Genomic DNA, 17094 nt, shown 5'->3' on the forward strand with positions numbered 1-17094 from the left:
TTGCTTGGTGACAATAGCGTTTTGGACCCACCTGACCCCATGCCGAACTCAGTAGTGAAACGAAACAGCGCCGATGATAGTGTGGCATTTGCCATGTGAAAGTAGGACATCGCCAGGCTCCAAATTAGAGAAAGCCCGATTCGAAAGAGTCGGGCTTTTTTGCGTCTGGAGCTGTCAGCCATGTAGGTTGGGTAGAGCGGAGCGAAACCCAACACGAGTTAGCGAGTTGCAAGTTAGCAAGGGTAAAGTTGAACTGTGTGGTTGTTTAGTACAGAGCCTCCCTCAGCAACAAACCCCGTAGGAGGCACTTCAGTGCCGAATCTAGACCATAACAAAAACATTCATGGCTAAAGCCATTCCTACGTGATAAGAATCTCAGACGTCAGATATTAGATGTCAGTTGATCTACCGGGTTGTTAGGTAACTGAGTCACCCTCAGCAACAAAACCCGTAGGAGGCACTTCAGTGTCGAATTCAGACCTTAACAAACACATTCACGGCTAAAGCCATTCCTACAAGTACACTTTGCCTAGAGCCTCCGGCAGAGGGAGACGCAGCAACAAACACCCACACCGCGCGGCTGATCGCTGACTGCTGAAAGCTGATAGCTGATAGCTCGGTGTCACTCACACTGCTCTATCTCTTTTACATCACCACGGCCATCGCTTAGGTAGCATTGTTCTAGCAACGAGCAGTAGCAGATCTCGGTTTTGATATTAAAGCGTTGGTCATTTACCTTGTCCCACTGAGTTGCATTGAAGCCTGTTTTCTTAAAACCAAAAAGATTAAGTTCAGCGCCTGAGGCTAATAATCGGTTATTACTAACGCCGGTATACAACCAACCAAATTTTTCAAAGAAATTTATCTCTGGTGACTCACTTTGCAACTTATTTAATTGCTCTTGGTAAGCATAGATATCAAAGCAGCAGTTCTTTATTACTTGAAATATCTCTGTATACGACTTTTCATCGTGGAAGAATTTTACATATTTAATAATGGCTGGGCCTGATCCTGAATTTTTAATGTAAAAAGTAATTTCTTCAGAATTTTTTTCTTCATCAAAATTCCCCGTCATCACTTCGAGCCATGGCCAGGTTGCGGCTTTTACTTGTCGTTCTGCGGCGCTGGCTTGCAAGTAAGTGGCATAAAAGGAGGCAGCGGAGATAATAATGGCACAGAGTGCGAGAAATAGGTTTAGCCGCTCGTTGGTAAACCATGCCTTGCGCTGGTTGCTGGCTGGTTGAGTGTTTTGCTGGGTGGTCTTTGTTTGCTCTTCAACGTTAGTGTCTTGTTCTGATTTAACGGTTGAACAACTTGCGTCCTGTTGCTGATTATCCATAATTTTTAGTTGTTGTTTTTATAGACTAACAAAGATACAACTTTAATTGGATAGATAAAAGAGACAGGGAGTAAAACTCCCTGATTTGGTATTAACTATTTGAGATAAATACGGTGAGCTTTTCACCCACTCTTAAGCTATCTCTTGAAAGGTTATTCCATTGTTTGAGTTTAGTGATACTGACTTTGTATTGCTTTGCTATCTTCCAAAGGCTGTCGCCAGATTTCACCTTATACTCGATTTGTTGATCAGCTAATTGCGGCAATATCAGTTTTTGACCAATACGAATGGTGTTTGTTTTTAGGTTATTGAAGGTTTTCAGCTGGCTAACTGTTACTTTATAGTTCTTTGCAATCACACTTAAGCTATCACCGCGTTTAACTGTGTAATGCTGCCACTGGCTATAATCATTGCTTTTTTGGTTAGCTAATAGAGTTCGATAACTTGCCTGCTGATCTTTTGGGACCACAATATGTGGCGCATCAATCACTGCTGGGTATCGGATAACGCCATGGTTTAGCTCTTCAAGCTCTTGCCATTTCGCTTTGTCTGCCAAGATCATTGCACCAGTTACTGGTAAGGTCGCAATAGCCTGCTCATTCTTAATCGCAGGGAATATCATTTTTTGGTGCTTTAATAATTGTGCTGCGGCCAGTAACTTAGGCACGTATTGTTTGGTTTGCGATGGTAGCTTTAAGCTAAAGAAGTCCGTCGACTTACCTTGTTTTTTATTACGAGCAATTGCCTGTAATACACGCCCTTCACCAATATTGTAGGCAGCAATAGCATGATACCAATCGCCATCAAAGCGTTTATAAAGGTATTCCATAAAATCCAAAGCTGCGCGGGTGCTGTCGATCACATCTTGGCGACCATCATACCAAGGGGTAATTTTTACTTTAAAGTATTTGGCGATTGAGGGGGTGAGTTGCCATAAACCCGATGCATGTTTGTGCGAATAGGCACTGGCATCAAAATCGCTCTCTATAAGCGGCATTAGAGCGAGTTCTATTGGTAAGTCACGGTTTTCTACTTCTGTAACGATATGATACAAATACGGCGCTGCACGGCGGCTTATTTCTTCCATGTAATTTGGATGAGTAAGGTACCAAGCAATGCGCTTTTGCACATCTGGGTGACTTGAATCGCTAAACTGTAGTTGAATGCGAATACGCTGCCATACGTCATCAAGTTCACTTGGTTTGAGCGGTGTCACCGCGTCTACTTGTGCTGTTTTAGCTTCTGCAACCACAGTGCCTGGATTGGCTTTGATGATGGGCTTCTTTTCGGGAAGTGACTCAGGGGCAGTCTGACAGCCTGTTACAATAAAAGAAATAACAACAAGGCCTAAAAATCGATTTAAAAACACGTATTAAAATACTCCGTTAACTTAGGTGCGGGTAAACTAAAGCGCCTAAGCTTAACATAGGGTGAGCTAAAAATGACCATTAGATTAACAGCTCGCTAACTTACTCACCCAATTGAAATTAAAACGAAATACTAACTTGTAACCCAGCATAACCATGGTTTTGTGCTTCCCAATAGCGGCTGTCTATTTCTCGGGCTCTGGCATAGATCTCTATTCTGAATGGCTTTGAGTCCACGCCCATACCCACACCGACATAGCCATCAATATTATTGTGGTCGTCATCATAGCGGTCGCTGTAGTCGTGGTCATCTCGGTCGTCGTATACGGCAAGCTCAATTAAATCTAAGCCCACTTCGCCATAGACAAAAAAGTCACTGAAATAGCCAAATTTGATGCCGCTATCTAAGGTGAGAAATGTCTCCCGATCACCTTTTTTAGTAAATACTTCTGCTGAGCCTAGTGCCGTTGTAAATGCTGCGCCGAAATTACTGTAGTTATTTTTAGCCATAACTTCGATGCCGGCTGAGGTGATTGAATCAGTACTATTATGCTCTGATTTAACAAACAGGTTCATATCTGGGCTGTCATAAATACCAGCAAAGCTTGTAGCAGGAATGAAGGCAAGTGATGAAAACAATGCTAAGGCAAGAAACTTCATATTGGTTAGTCCATTAAACGTTAATGGGTACATGATACCAAACAGCGCCTTAGCAAATTGTAAGTAAGTGTTCTAACTATGTAAGTTAACCGAACACGCAGCGAAAGCAGGCTCCTTGCTGGCGTTTGATATAAACCAGATCGCCGCCATGATTGAGCATGATCTGGCGCGATAAACTTAAGCCTATTCCTGAGCCTTGTTGCTTGGTGGTAAAAAATGGCACAAAAATCATCTCAATCACATGATCGCTGATACCTGTACCATTGTCGCTGACCTCTAAATACAGTTGCTGATTAGCATTTTGTGCAATGCTTACTTCAATGGACTTTGCTGACTCTGGACTATTTAACTGCTTAAGGACATCAAGGGCATTGGTAAGCAGGTTTATTATTACTTGTTCAACTTGGCCTCTATCTATCATCACTAACTGTTGGCTTTGCACCGACAAATTCAACGTAATATTAAGCTGCTTAGCTTGTTGAGAGTGCAGAGCGACAACTTGCTTGGCAAGATCTGCCAGAATATGTGGCTGTAAGTGTGGGGCGGGTAAGCTACTAACCTTTTTAAATTGCGCTATAAATTCCCCTAAATGCTCGGTTCGTGATGCGAGTGTTGTTAGGGCGAGTTGCAAGTCTTGTTTATCTTCCTGATCATCAAAACTAAGTTCATTTGGTAGCAGCGCTGTACAAGTTTTTGCTAAAGAAGAGAGTGGTGTAATCGAATTAGCAATTTCATGGGTTAGTACTTTGGTGAGGCGCTTATAAGCTTGTTGCTCTTTTAATTGCAGCTGATCATGAATCGATTGCAAACTGATCACTTTACGAACTTTACCTTGTATTTCGGCAATACTGATCTGCACTGATAATGTATCGTGCTGCTCACCATTTTGCCATTGCACGGTATTACGGCTATTTTGTTTAGCATCTTGGACTAGGTTGGCTATTACACCTAAATCATCGATGTGCTTTACAGCTTGTCCAAGTAAACGGCTGACCGCCGGATTGCTTTCAATAATAGTGCCTTGTTCGTCACATACTAATACTGCTAAATCGATATGAATTAATAGCGCTTGTAAGAACTGGGCTTGTTGCTCTGCATTAAAACGCGCAGCCTGAATTTGTTGTTTAACCTGCTCAAATTGCTGCTGCATAGGGTGTTGGTCGCCAAAGCCTAATGTGCTGTCTCCATTCGCTAAAGCGCGAAACACCATATCTGCACGCCTTGTTTGGCGTTTAAATAAATTAAAAATTTGCGCGGCACATACCAAATTTAAAATAACTAAAAGTGCCGAAATTGCAGAAAACCCGCTTTGCTCTACTTGCCAAAACAAAGCTATTGATAAACCTATTAATGCAGCTAATAGACTGGCTAAGATAATAAAGTTTCGCATCGATTAAAGCCCGTATTTTTCTAAACGACGATACATGGCTCCGCGTGTTAGGCCGAGCGCTTTTGCTGCATGACTCACGTTTCCTTGAAAATGCTTTAAAGCTGCACGAACGGTTCTTTGCTCGATGATTTCGAGATCAAAAGTGTCGTAGTCAGTGGCGCTTGAAGAGAGCTCACTTGTGCTAACAGCAGTATTTGGTGAGCTTATCACTGAGCTTATATCGAGCTCTGAGCCTTCAGAGAGGATGACTGCTCGCTCAATTGCATGTGCAAGTTCACGGACATTGCCTGGCCAATGATACTGACTTAAACGTGTCATATCAGATGCCGTAATCGAGAGCTCACGTTTGTATTTATGTGCAAAGTGCTGCAAGTAGTAGTTACACAGTAATGGAATGTCTTCACTGCGCTCACGCAGAGCTGGCAAACGGATCTCTACGGTATTAACACGGTACAGTAAGTCTTGCCTAAATTTACCTTCAGTAACTGCTTGTTCGAGGTTTTCATTCGTTGCACAGATCAAACGAATATCAATATCGATGACTTTTGAACCACCAACCGGTGTTATTTGCCTGTTTTGTAGTGCTGCGAGCAGCTTAACTTGTTGGCTAAGCGGTAAATTACCTAGCTCGTCTAAAAATAAACTACCACCATGAGCCAGTTCAAATCGGCCAATGCGATCTTCCTTCGCGCCAGTAAACGCCCCTTTTTTATGGCCAAATAGTTCGCTTTCAAACAGGCTTTCGGCCAGTGAGCCCATGTCTAGGCTTATGAAGGGTTGGCTTTGGCGCTGGCTTGCATTGTGGATTGCATGGGCAGTGAGTTCTTTACCTGTGCCACTTTCGCCACTAATCAATATATTGGCATCTGTGTTGGCTGCTTTGTCGATCACCGAAAAAACCTGCTGCATGGCATCACTTTGACCTAAAAACTCAAATGGTTGATTGCCGATTGACTGCTGCAAGGCCTGCTTTTGTTTTGTGAGTTTACCAACTTGCTGTTTGTCTTTAGCGTGTGAAAATGCCGCCGCTACAGCACCGAGTAATTGCTCATTTTGCCAAGGCTTGGCAATAAAGTCAGAGGCACCAGCTTTAATTGCTTCGACCGCTAGCTGAATATCGCTGTAGGCCGTCATAAGCAGTACCGCAATGTTAGCGTCTTGGCTCATGATTTTTTTTAGCCAGTAGAATCCTTCTTTGCCACTAATTGAGTCTTGCGTGAAGTTCATATCAAGTAACACAACATCTATGGCCTGATCCGCCTCATGCTGTTCGTTAATGATACCTTCGATATCAAAGGGGTTATCTGTGGTTTTTACAACCTGATAATGCTGCTTTAAAAGTAATCGTGCGGCGATGAGTACGTCGGGGTTATCATCGACGATAAGAATTGATCCTGCTTGTTTCATAGCTATTTATTATTATTCCTTTATGGGAACACTAAGACTAATTGAAAATAGTAAGAGTGTCCATTTATGGACGATATATGGGTTTTGAAGTGTTCTATAAGCGGACACTTGATTATATGCACTCTTATTGGTTTTAATGTAAGTTACTGTAATTTAATAAAAATAAAAGTTGGCACAAGAGTTGTTTTATCTATAGGTAATTAGCACCTAGATAACTTAAAGGCGTCAACATGGATAAGAAAATTACACGCTCAAATAACAAAGCACTTTTTAAGAAATCAGTCATTGCAGCGGCATGCTTAGCTGTTGCGGCTGCAGCTTATGGTTTCACGCAAACTGAGCAAACAGGTCGTAGTCAGCAAGTAAGCGCGACAAGCTTAACGATTAGCACAGTACAACAAGGTGAATTTGTTGATGCTTTAAGTCTTCGTGGTCAGGTTATGCCTCGTACTACAATTTACCTCGACACCATTGCCGGAGGCCAAGTTGAAGAGCGACTTGTTGAGCAGGGTGAGTTTGTTAAAAAAGGCCAACCACTTGTGCGTTTAAGTAATACCAATTTGCAGCTTGATGTAATGAGCCGTGAAGCACAGGTGACTGAGCAGCTTAATTTTTTACGTAACACGCAAATGAATATGGAAACCAGCCGTTTAAACTTACGCCGTGATTTGCTTGAAATCGATCTTAAAATTACGCATTTATCGCGTCGCTTAAAACAGACTCAGCCGCTAGTGAAAACAGGTGTGTTAGCTCAAGAGCAATTATCTGAAATTCAAGAAGACTTAGCGTATTACAAAGCGCGTAAAGAACTAACCCTTGAGCGTCAAAAGCAAGAAAACAGCATTCGTGAAGTTCAAGTTGCCCAGTTAAAAGACAGTGCCGACATGCTAGAGAAAAATCTACAGTTTGCGCGTAAGAACCTTGAAAACCTACTCATAACAGCACCTGCCGATGGTTATTTAAGTGAGCTTGATGTTGAAATTGGTGAATCAAAAAGCCGTGGTGCTCGCCTAGGGCAGATTGATATTCCTAATGAATACAAGCTAGTTGTGAGACTAGATGAGTTTTACCTGAGCCAAGTTCAAACAGGTATGCAAGTGCTTATTGAACACGAGCAAGGCGAAATTTCGGCCACGGTTAGCAAAATTGATAGCCGTGTTCAGCAATCACAGTTTCAGGTTGAAGTCGATTTACCAAACGGCACTAGCAACATAAAGCGTGGGCAAAGCCTAGATGTACAGCTGATGCTAGGTGATAGCAAAGGCACTGCTTTATTACTTGAACGCGGCGCATTTTTTACCAGCTCAGGAGGTAACTGGGTTTATGTCATGGAAAAAGATGGCAACCGTGCAGTACGAAAAGACATTCGTCTTGGCAAAAAGAATCAAAACTATTATGAAGTGTTGAGTGGCCTAAGCGCCGGAGATCGCGTGATCACCTCTAGCTACAGCAACTTTGATAAAGCACAACAACTACAATTTTAAGGATAAAAACAATGATTAAATTAACTAACTTATCACGCGTATTCCGTACTCAAGATGTTGAAACAACAGCGCTTAATAACATTAACTTACATGTAAACGAAGGCGAGTTTCTTGCCATTATGGGGCCATCTGGTTGTGGTAAATCAACATTACTCTCTATTTTAGGTATGTTGGATTCGCCATCGGCAGGCAGTTTTGAATTTTTAGGTGCAGACATCGCAGGGTTTGGTGAAAAGCAATTAGCGACACTTAGAAAAGCGTCAATTGGTTTTGTTTTTCAAAGCTTTAACTTAATTGATGAATTAACAGTATTTGAAAACGTTGAGCTGCCATTACAGTATCAGAATATCTCAAAAAGTGAACGTAAGCAGCGAGTAGACGCAATTTTAAAACGTGTTGCAATCGACCATAGAGCAGATCACTTACCACAGCAGCTATCGGGTGGTCAGCAGCAACGTGTAGCAGTAGCCAGAGCTCTTGTGATTAATCCAAAACTCATCTTAGCGGATGAGCCTACGGGTAACCTTGATTCAAAAAATGGTGATGAAGTCATGGCGATGCTGCGTGAGCTAAATCGTGAAGGTACCACGGTAATTGTGGTTACTCACTCAGAAAAAGAAGGCAATTATGCTGACCGTTTAGTGCGCTTACTTGATGGCCAAGTGATGGTAGATAAAGCTAACCGTGTTCAACAAACAGCAGAGGTGGCATAACATGATTTTAAGTTATTTGATCACCGCGCTGCGCGCGTTTAAAAACCAAAAACAGCACTTTATTTTAAATGTTCTGGGTTTGAGTGTGGGCTTAGCTGCGGCAATTTTAGTTGCTTTGTTTGCAAAAAATGAGCTTTCGTATGATAGCCAACAGCCTCATGCTGAGCGTGTTTATCGCGTTGGCCAGGACTTCTCAAAACTCGGTTTATCTGTGGTGCCTATTTTTAATTATGTGCAGTCAAAGCAGGCCGAAGATTACAGCCAAGTTGAAGAAGTGTTCGGATTAACTATGGTCGAGTTGACTCGTGAAGCCATGGTTGATGTGAGTTACCGCAACCAAGGCTATAAGTTAAATGCCTTATATGGTGCTACAGCAAATATTGAAAACTTTATTGCTATGGAGACGATTGCGGGTGACTTAACAACAGCAATGAGTACACCAGACAGCCTCGCTTTAAGTGAGTCAGAAGCACTGCGCATTTTTGGTCGCACCGATGTGATTGGTGAAACACTTACGCATGAACAAGGACAGTATACAGTGCGTGCCGTGTTTGCAGACTTAAAAGACAACACTCACTTTGCCTTTAAAAACCTTGTTTATGTTAAGCATGATCCAAGCGATATAAACATCAACAGTAGTTATGTTTATATGCGTTTAGCAGAGGGCACCGATACAGATGCATTAGCTAAAACCTTAACAGAGCGATTTTTTAGTGGTTCGATGCTGGAGCAAGTTAGTTTAGAGCTGCATCCATTACTTGATTTGCACTTAACGGCTAAATCACCGTTTGAGATGAAAGCGGGTGGTGCTAAACAAGTGGTGATGATCTGTGTTGGTTTAAGCGTGTTACTTATTCTTATTGCAGGTTTTAACTTCATCAATATGACCGTCGCTCAATCGACTAAACGTGCAAAAGAAGTGGGTGTGCGTAAAGCGCTTGGCGCAAGTAAAGGCCAGTTAGTAACGCAGTTTTTATCTGAATCTGTGTTGGTATCAATGCTATCAATGGTGATTGCATGTGCTTTAGTGGAGCTATTTTTACCAAGCTTTAACCAATTAGTAGACCGCGAATTGGTCGTGAATTATGCCTCTGAATTTGGCATTGCCATTATTGTGGTCGCAATTGCTGTGGGCATATTAGCTGGGCTTTATCCTGCATTCTTTATTTCGTCATTCAGTGCAAAACGCGTTTTAAGTGGAGACTTACAACGTGGTAATACTGCAATATGGGTTCGTAAGAGCTTACTAACCTTACAGGCTTCACTAGCAATAGGTTTAATCATTGCCTCTATTACCTTGTTAAAGCAATTAACTTACTTACAAAGCTTACCTTTAGGCTATGAAACAACACAAAGATTGGTCATTTCAGAGTTACCTGTAGGCGAAGTATTCACAAAAGAAAAAAATGCCTTAGTTAATCGTATTAGTGCAATTCAAGGCGTACAGCAAACAACAGTGATTGATACCCGTTTAACCGTTTCAATCAATAATACACTTATGCCAACGTGGCCAAATGGTGAAGCGTCTGGCAGCTTAACGCCTGTAGTAGGTGCAAGCTACGATGTTGTAAAAACGCTAGGATTAAAACTGGTTGCTGGCCGTGACTTTAGCCGTGAGTTTGCTGGTGATTGGGCAAGCCGCGAAAATGGAGTAACAAGTACGGGTACCATTGTGACTGAATCTGTCGCAAGGCAAGCGGGTTACACTAACATGAGTGACATTATTGGTAAGGTAATTAAAGACTCAGGTCGTGGCGTAGATATGCGTGTTGTAGGTGTGGTTGAAGATGTAAAAGTAGGTAATGCGAAAGATGCCAACTCAAATATTATGTTCTTGTGTGGCTTTAACTTTTTATCACCTGTATCAGAATTAATTTTAACGATTGATCAGCAAAACTTGCCTTATATTAAAGCTCAGATCGCAGAAGTATTAGCAAGCACAGCCAATATCTATGAGCCAAAAATCAACTTACTCGCAGACAACTACAAAACTCTGTTAAAAGGTGATGAGCGAATTTCGAATGTGGTTTTAATCTTTACCTGTCTTGCTGTGTTCTTAACTTGTTTAGGTACCTTTGGCTTGGCTTCGTTTGCAACAGTGCGTCGTCAAAAAGAAGTGGCCGTTCGAAAAGTGCTAGGTGCATCTCGCATCAGTATCGTAAATATCATTGCTAAAGAGTTCTTAGTGCTGGTGGCGATTAGTATTGCTATTGCGTATCCAGTGACTTACTTGTTAGTTGGTGATTGGTTAGCAAACTTTAATGACCGTATTGAACAAGCTGCATGGGTGTATTTAGTTGCCGCCGCCGCGTTGGCCGCCATTACCTGGGTTACCGTTGCAAGTTTAGCCTTTAAGGCCGCAAGCACCAGACCATCACTTATCTTACGATATGAATAACAGTTAACTAACTATCAACGATAAGCCCAGCAATACAGCGGGGCTTTTTTACTTTTAAATACGACGCCATAAATGACAACCTACGTAGGACGTGCTTTAGCGCGTTAATATGTATTCTTTGTCGCCATAAATGACGACCTACGGTAGGGCGTGCTTCAGCTCGTTAGTATGTATTCTTTGCCACCATAAATGACAATCTTCGTAGGGCGTGCTTTAGCGCGTAAATATGAATTCTTTGTCGCCATAAATGACGACCTACGTAGGACGTGCTTTAGCGCGTTAATATGTATTCTTTGTCGCCATAAATGGCGACCTGCGTAGGACGTGCTTTAGCGCGTTAATATGTATTCTTTGTCGCCATAAATGGCGACCTGCGTAGGACGTGCTTTAGCACATAAATATGTATTCTTTGCCACCATAAATGATGACCTACGTAGGACGTGCTTTAGCACGTAAATATGTATTCTTTGCCACCATAAATGATGACCTACGTAGGACGTGCTTTAGCGCGTTATTATGTATTCTTTGCCACCATAAATGATGACCTGCGTAGGACGTGCTTTAGCGTAAATATAGGGTTAAAGTTCTTTGACCTTCACCGCAGGGTTACCTGCTACTAGGGTATTTGCCGCGACATCTTTGGTAACTATTGCCCCTGCGCCAATTACTGAATTATCAGCAACTTTAATACCCGCAAGTATAATAGCGCCTGCACCAATCCATACATTGTTGCCAATGTTAATCGGCGCTACAAAATTAGCTTTTGCTAAACGCTCAGTAGGGTTTACCGCATGCGATACTGCAAGAATTTGCACATTAGGGCCTATTAAGCAGTCATCGCCTATCGTAATTTGCGCATCAGATAGTGGCGCATCAAGCATTGTACAGTTAATATTTATGAAGGTTCGATCACCTATTTTAATACCACCGCCATAATCACAATGAAAACCCGCTTCTATAACAACCTGCTCGCCACACTGAGTAAACATGCCTTTTAGTCGTTTTAAATTGCCTTTACTTGGGCTTTTGGCAAATAAACGGCAAATTTCATGGGCATTTTTTCGTTGTTCTAGTAAGGACTTATCGAGGCTATAAAACTCTTTCATGGGGCATGTTCATGGTTATATTTGCCAATAGCTTAGCGTGTTGGTGATGAAGATCAAAATTAAACCTGTGTAGGTTAACGATCATTCACTTGTCATTTATATTGTTTCGTTTAAAATCTCACAACTTTCGAAACGAAACTTATGTGATTCACTTTATGACAAAACGAAACACTCAACAACGTCGCCATACAATCTTAAGCCAAGTGAATGAACTTGGTGAAGTTGCTGTTGAAGCGTTAGCTGAGCAGTTTCAAACTTCTGAAGTGACGATACGTAAAGATCTGACAGCCCTTGAAAAAAGTGGCTTGTTGCTACGCCGTTACGGGGGCGCTATTGCACTGCCGCAAGAAATCGTTGCAAATAGCAACGAGAAAAGCGACTCGCTTCGCAAAATGGCAATCGCACAGGCGGCTGCAAAGCTTATTAAAGACCATAACCGCATCATCATTGATAGCGGTCGCACTACAGCAGCGATGATCCCTGAGCTTGCTAGTAAGCGTGGTTTAGTGGTGATGACAAATGCTATTAATGTCGCTAACCGACTGCTTTCATTAGAAAATGAGCCAACATTATTGATGACCGGCGGAACTTGGGATCCACATTCAGAATCGTTTCAGGGTCAAGTCGCGGAGAATGTTCTTCGCTCTTACGACTTTGACCAGCTCTTTATTGGTGCCGATGGCATTGATGTTGATAGAGGTACTACAACCTTCAATGAATTAGTTGGGCTTAGCCAAGTGATGGCTGAAGCTGCTCGTGAGGTTGTGGTGCTGGTTGAGTCAGAAAAAATTGGCCGAAGAATACCTAATTTAGAACTGCCTTGGCAGCGTGTGACCACAGTTATCACAGACAACAACCTAAGCGAAGATAAACGCGAGGCGATAAAAGCGTGTGGTGTACAGCTGATCTGTGCAGAAATTGAATAACCCGTAATAAGACCGACAACACCTTATTACATTAAATTTATGACAACACATACCGCCCAAAGTAAAACGCTTTGGCATGTGCAAAAGGAGAGATTATGTGTGGAATCGTTGGGGCTGTTGCAGAACGCCCAGTAAATAAAATTCTTGTTGAAGGGCTAAAACGCCTTGAATACCGCGGCTATGACTCGGCAGGCGTGGCTTTACTTAAAGGTAATAAGCTTAACACGGTTAAAGCTGTGGGTAAGGTTGCAAATCTTGAAGCGGCACTTAACGATGCAGCTGTTAATGGCACTACCGGTATTGCACATACGCGTTGGGCAACCCACGGTGGTGTAACCGAAGCCAATGCTCACCCACATATTTCGAACAGCGAAATTGCCCTTGTTCATAACGGTATTATCGAAAACCATGCCAGCCTTCGTGATGCATTAAAAGGCGACGGTTATGAGTTTTTATCAGAAACAGATACAGAAGTAATGGTGCACCTTATTCACCAACTTCGCCAACAGCACGATACGCTATTAGCATCAGTACAAGCAGCTGTTAAGCAGTTTGAAGGCGCATTTGGCACCGTTGTTTTTGATAAAGCGAACGACAACGAAATCATCGTAGCGCGCTCAGGTAGCCCACTGGTGATTGGTTTAGGTCTTGGCGAAAACTTTATTGCCTCTGACCAACTGGCTCTATTACCTGTTACACGCAGCTTTATTTACCTTGAAGAAGGTGATGTGGCTCGTATTACCCGTGACAGTGTTGAAATCTTTGATGCAAATGGTGATGCAGTTGAGCGCGAAGTGATTGAATCAAACATTACGCAAGATGCATCAGGTAAAGGCGAATATCGTCACTACATGCTGAAAGAAATTTACGAGCAGCCGCTTGCTGTACGTAACACCCTTGATGGTCGCCTTCACAATGACACTGTCGCGATTGATGCCTTTGGCGAAAGCGCTCAGCAAATCTTTAAAGACGTAAAACACGTGCAAATTATTGCCTGTGGTACTTCATACCACTCAGGTATGGTTGCGCGTTATTGGCTTGAACAATTTGCTGGTGTGAGCTGTAACGTAGAGATTGCCTCTGAGTTCCGTTACCGCGAATCATTTGTACATGACAACAGCTTACTTGTGACCATTTCACAGTCTGGTGAAACAGCCGATACGCTTGCTGCACTTCGTCTTGCAAAACAGCAAGGTTACATGGCTTCAATGACCATTTGTAACGTACCTGGTTCATCATTAGTACGTGAATCTGATTTAGCCTTTATGACTAAAGCGGGTGCTGAAATTGGTGTTGCATCAACTAAAGCCTTCACCACACAACTTGTTGGCTTATTAATGCTTACGGCATCTATTGCCCAAGAAAAAGGCTTAGATCAAAGTGCGATTGTAAATGCAATCAAAACACTACCTAACAAGTTAGAAGAAGCATTATTGCTTGCTGAGGGTATTGAAGATTTAGCTGAAGAATTCGCTGACAAGCACCACTCATTGTTCTTAGGTCGTGGTTCACAATACCCAATCGCGATGGAAGGTGCACTTAAGCTGAAAGAGATTTCATACATTCACGCCGAAGCATACGCAGCGGGTGAGCTTAAGCATGGCCCTCTTGCGTTGATTGATGCCGACATGCCAATCATTGTTGTGGCACCAAACAACGAGCTACTTGAAAAGCTTAAATCAAACGTAGAAGAAGTACGTGCCCGTGGCGGTATTATCTATGTATTCGCAGACAAAGACTCAGCGTTTGAATCTGACGAAACAATGCGTGTAATCAACGTAAACCATGTAGATGACGTGATTGCTCCAGTTGTATATACAATCCCGCTACAGCTGCTTTCATACTATGTTGCGGTTATTAAAGGCACCGACGTAGACCAACCTCGAAACCTAGCAAAATCGGTGACGGTTGAATAAGTTAAAGCATCGAGAGCCGGCTAATTAGCCGGCTTTTTTGTGTTTAAAAAAAGTTATAAGTGAATGAAACACCGTATGTTCTTGGTGGGGCATACATGACATCACTGAAACTTAGTTCAGACGTTGCTTTATCTGCTTTACTAACTTCAATTTCTTCATCGAGCAGGTTTTTAGTCCACAGCATGACTTCCCATGTGCCATCTGTAGAAACAATGCCTATCTGGCTATTCACTAAGTTACTGGTACCAAGTTCGGTGGCTGATAAGTTACGCGCATCGCTTTGAACTTTACCGCGGTACGAATAATCAACCCCAGCAAACAGATCCCAATTTTCAGTGAGCGTGGTTTCATAGTTTACGCTGACGCTGTTCGTCCATTTTGCGGCTCCCGGAAGTTGGTTACCTGTACAGTCGTCAATGGCATGGCAGTTTTCAAATTCATCAAAGGTTGCATCAGCATAGCCAATAGCCGCATTCACAGCTAATTGCTTCGTTACTCGATAGCTTAATTCAGCCTCAATACCTTGACTGGTTGCCGATGGGCCATTAACGACTCTGTTGGTGCCATTATCGTCAATAACGCGGGTTTGAATATCTGAGTAGTCTAAGTAAAAAGCAGCCATATTCAGACGCATGCGGTGATCAAATAAATCACTTTTAAGGCCTAATTCGTAACTGACAACGGCTTCACGGTCAAAACTCATCTGTGGGTTTAAAGGGTTGCCACCAATTGATTGTAAAGATTGTGGACGGAAGCTATAACCCCCTTCTTTATAGCCTTTCGATACTTTACCGTAAACGTGGTTGTTGTCGTTTATTGTGCCATTTAAGCCGACAGTCCATGATAAAAAGTCATCTTTAAGGGTCTGATTTGTGGTTGGAATATCAATGTAATTGAGCAAGTACACGCCCGGCAAAGATGTTTCCCAGCCGCGTTGATAAAAGCTCATTTGTTTTTCTACATCTGAGTATCGTAAACCTAAAAAGCCGTTAATTGCTTGAGTGAAATCATAATTAACATTTGCAAAAATGGCGCTGCTTTTGGTTTGTAATGTGCCGCCATTGATAGGGCCGCTACCCGGTTGCAAGTTAAGGCTCTGCGGGTAAGGTTCTGGTAAACCTGTTGGAATGCCATATATCCCAGTACCACTTAAAAAGTTTTGGTCATTTACAGCCTCATTATCTAAATAGAAAAAACCAGCTACATAGCGTAATGACTGATCCGTTGGTGATAAAATCTGAAACTCTTGCGTGAATTGTTCGTTATTTTCGGTTTCGGTACTGAATACGATATCAACGGGAGTTGAGTCCATGTCTGTGCCAATAGTTGAGTCGTACACCTTTTTAGCCGTGATGGATTTAAACTCAAACCCAGAATCAAATTGGTAACTGAGCGTTGTATCTAAGCCCCAGTTTTCTCGGCTTACAAAGTAGCGCTCAGGGTTTACAAACACTTCATGAATATCATCGGTAATAAAATCTTCTGGTGTCATGCCACTTGGGTAAAGACCTAAATAGCCAAGACCTAATTCATAGTCAGTGAGTTTATTAGCAAGAGGAATACTCTTGTCTTTTAAATATTCAGCGCTGATATCAAGGGTTAGTTTATCTGTTGGGGTGTAACGAACTTGCGCGCGACCACCATGACGGTCCTGTGTTGAAAACTCGCTGCCATCGGCACTATTTTCAACATAACCGTCTCGCGAAACATCAAACAAAGAAATACTCGCGGCGAGCACGTTTTCAATCAGAGGCCCTGTTAAATACAGGTTTGTTTTACGAAGGCCATAATTGCCTAAGTCGACTTTTACTTTACCTTCAACCATATCGGAAGGCTTTTTGGTTGTGATATTAATAACCCCTAAATTGGTATTTTGACCAAATAAAGTGCCTTGTGGGCCACGTAGTACTTCTACTCGCTCAATATTACTGAGCTCTTGGTTAAACCCTGTTGCTCGCGAATACACCACACCATCGACGTACATACCCATGCCCGGGCTGGTGCCAGAGTTAAATACGCCATTAGGGCTTGATGGAATACCACGCATGTTGATGGTGGTTGTAAATGGAGAAGTAGTGACCATGCTCAAGTTAGGAACAGACTGCTGAATATCTTGGATATTTTGAATATTTCCGCGGTCCATTTGCTTACTGCCGAGCACCGATATTGCTAGTGGAACCTCTTGTAAGTTTTCACCGCGTTTTTGCGCTGTCACAATGATTTTTTCGAGTGCTAATTGTTCTTGTTGTTCGCTATCCTGAGTTTCAGCTGCTAGGCTCACGATAGGCAACAAGGTTAATAAACTGGTTATTGTTTTTGCCAGTTTGTGCTTTTTAAAATGACCCACCAAGCTCTCCTTTTGAAGCAATTAATTATTATTTTTTTCTG

13 protein-coding genes and 1 rRNA gene are annotated in these 17094 nt (G+C 42.4%); 6 read left to right on the top strand and 8 right to left on the bottom strand.

Translation table 11 applies throughout. The features are described 5' to 3' along the window. The first annotated feature begins 3 nt into the window (after nucleotides 1-3). Nucleotides 4-118: ribosomal RNA gene (rrf, locus tag L1267_RS12535) — 5S ribosomal RNA — on the top strand. Nucleotides 119-474: 356 nt separating this feature from the next. On the opposite strand, the gene L1267_RS12540 is transcribed toward rrf, so the two are convergent. From L1267_RS12540 to L1267_RS12565, 6 genes are all read right to left on the bottom strand, one after another. Beyond that, the gene (locus tag L1267_RS12540) at nucleotides 475-630 is read right to left on the bottom strand and encodes a hypothetical protein (protein WP_235383071.1); all 156 of its coding nucleotides are present in this window, start codon (nucleotides 628-630) and stop codon (nucleotides 475-477) included. After that, nucleotides 623-1339, bottom strand: coding sequence for a hypothetical protein (locus L1267_RS12545; protein WP_235383072.1), 717 nt, complete (start codon nucleotides 1337-1339; stop codon nucleotides 623-625). The genes L1267_RS12540 and L1267_RS12545 overlap by 8 nt, the downstream gene beginning before the upstream one ends. A gap of 91 nt (nucleotides 1340-1430) precedes the next feature. Next, a complete protein-coding gene (locus L1267_RS12550) occupies nucleotides 1431-2708 on the bottom strand; it encodes a LysM peptidoglycan-binding domain-containing protein (protein WP_235383073.1) in 1278 nt (425 codons plus the stop codon). 118 nt (nucleotides 2709-2826) lie between these two features. Further along, nucleotides 2827-3366, bottom strand: coding sequence for a hypothetical protein (locus tag L1267_RS12555; protein WP_235383074.1), 540 nt, complete (start codon nucleotides 3364-3366; stop codon nucleotides 2827-2829). Between the two features lie 85 nt (nucleotides 3367-3451). Next, nucleotides 3452-4756 carry a sensor histidine kinase gene (locus L1267_RS12560; RefSeq protein WP_235383075.1) on the bottom strand — a complete coding sequence of 435 codons (1305 nt, stop codon included), beginning with the start codon at nucleotides 4754-4756 and terminating at the stop codon, nucleotides 3452-3454. Between the two features lie 3 nt (nucleotides 4757-4759). Further along, nucleotides 4760-6163, bottom strand: coding sequence for a sigma-54-dependent transcriptional regulator (locus L1267_RS12565; RefSeq protein WP_235383076.1), 1404 nt, complete (start codon nucleotides 6161-6163; stop codon nucleotides 4760-4762). Between the two features lie 230 nt (nucleotides 6164-6393). On the opposite strand from L1267_RS12565, the gene L1267_RS12570 reads away from it, so the two are divergent. Genes L1267_RS12570 through L1267_RS12580 form a run of 3 tightly spaced genes read left to right on the top strand, consistent with a single transcriptional unit; the run spans nucleotide 6394 to nucleotide 10758 of the window. Then, the gene (locus L1267_RS12570; protein WP_235383077.1) at nucleotides 6394-7647 is read left to right on the top strand and encodes an efflux RND transporter periplasmic adaptor subunit; all 1254 of its coding nucleotides are present in this window, start codon (nucleotides 6394-6396) and stop codon (nucleotides 7645-7647) included. An 11-nt stretch (nucleotides 7648-7658) separates the two neighbouring features. Next, nucleotides 7659-8360 carry an ABC transporter ATP-binding protein gene (locus tag L1267_RS12575; RefSeq protein ID WP_188729333.1) on the top strand — a complete coding sequence of 234 codons (702 nt, stop codon included), beginning with the start codon at nucleotides 7659-7661 and terminating at the stop codon, nucleotides 8358-8360. A 1-nt stretch (nucleotide 8361) separates the two neighbouring features. Then, nucleotides 8362-10758, top strand: a complete 2397-nt coding sequence (locus L1267_RS12580) for an ABC transporter permease (RefSeq protein ID WP_235383078.1) — start codon at nucleotides 8362-8364, stop codon at nucleotides 10756-10758. 578 nt (nucleotides 10759-11336) lie between these two features. On the opposite strand, the gene L1267_RS12585 is transcribed toward L1267_RS12580, so the two are convergent. Further along, on the bottom strand, nucleotides 11337-11864 hold the full coding sequence (locus L1267_RS12585) for a sugar O-acetyltransferase (RefSeq protein WP_235383079.1): 528 nt from the start codon (nucleotides 11862-11864) through the stop codon (nucleotides 11337-11339). 155 nt (nucleotides 11865-12019) lie between these two features. On the opposite strand from L1267_RS12585, the gene L1267_RS12590 reads away from it, so the two are divergent. Beyond that, nucleotides 12020-12790, top strand: coding sequence for a DeoR/GlpR family DNA-binding transcription regulator (locus tag L1267_RS12590; RefSeq protein ID WP_235383080.1), 771 nt, complete (start codon nucleotides 12020-12022; stop codon nucleotides 12788-12790). Nucleotides 12791-12885: 95 nt separating this feature from the next. Beyond that, nucleotides 12886-14706 carry a glutamine--fructose-6-phosphate transaminase (isomerizing) gene (gene glmS / locus L1267_RS12595; protein WP_135923059.1) on the top strand — a complete coding sequence of 607 codons (1821 nt, stop codon included), beginning with the start codon at nucleotides 12886-12888 and terminating at the stop codon, nucleotides 14704-14706. Between the two features lie 43 nt (nucleotides 14707-14749). Here glmS and L1267_RS12600 read toward each other — a convergent pair whose 3' ends face one another. Then, nucleotides 14750-17053, bottom strand: coding sequence for a TonB-dependent receptor (locus L1267_RS12600; RefSeq protein ID WP_235383081.1), 2304 nt, complete (start codon nucleotides 17051-17053; stop codon nucleotides 14750-14752). Nucleotides 17054-17094 lie beyond the last annotated feature (41 nt).

Source organism: Pseudoalteromonas sp. OFAV1, assembly GCF_021532595.1.
In the GTDB taxonomy this organism is placed as follows: Bacteria; Pseudomonadota; Gammaproteobacteria; order Enterobacterales; family Alteromonadaceae; genus Pseudoalteromonas; species Pseudoalteromonas lipolytica_C.

Coding starts and splice junctions, on each gene's coding strand:
- L1267_RS12590 (WP_235383080.1), top strand. CDS start 12,020: ATGACAAAACGAAACACTCAACAACGTCGCCATACAATCTTAAGCCAA.
- L1267_RS12580 (WP_235383078.1), top strand. CDS start 8,362: ATGATTTTAAGTTATTTGATCACCGCGCTGCGCGCGTTTAAAAACCAA.
- glmS (WP_135923059.1), top strand. CDS start 12,886: ATGTGTGGAATCGTTGGGGCTGTTGCAGAACGCCCAGTAAATAAAATT.
- L1267_RS12570 (WP_235383077.1), top strand. CDS start 6,394: ATGGATAAGAAAATTACACGCTCAAATAACAAAGCACTTTTTAAGAAA.
- L1267_RS12560 (WP_235383075.1), bottom strand. CDS start 4,756: ATGCGAAACTTTATTATCTTAGCCAGTCTATTAGCTGCATTAATAGGT.
- L1267_RS12575 (WP_188729333.1), top strand. CDS start 7,659: ATGATTAAATTAACTAACTTATCACGCGTATTCCGTACTCAAGATGTT.
- L1267_RS12565 (WP_235383076.1), bottom strand. CDS start 6,163: ATGAAACAAGCAGGATCAATTCTTATCGTCGATGATAACCCCGACGTA.
- L1267_RS12555 (WP_235383074.1), bottom strand. CDS start 3,366: ATGAAGTTTCTTGCCTTAGCATTGTTTTCATCACTTGCCTTCATTCCT.
- L1267_RS12585 (WP_235383079.1), bottom strand. CDS start 11,864: ATGAAAGAGTTTTATAGCCTCGATAAGTCCTTACTAGAACAACGAAAA.
- L1267_RS12545 (WP_235383072.1), bottom strand. CDS start 1,339: ATGGATAATCAGCAACAGGACGCAAGTTGTTCAACCGTTAAATCAGAA.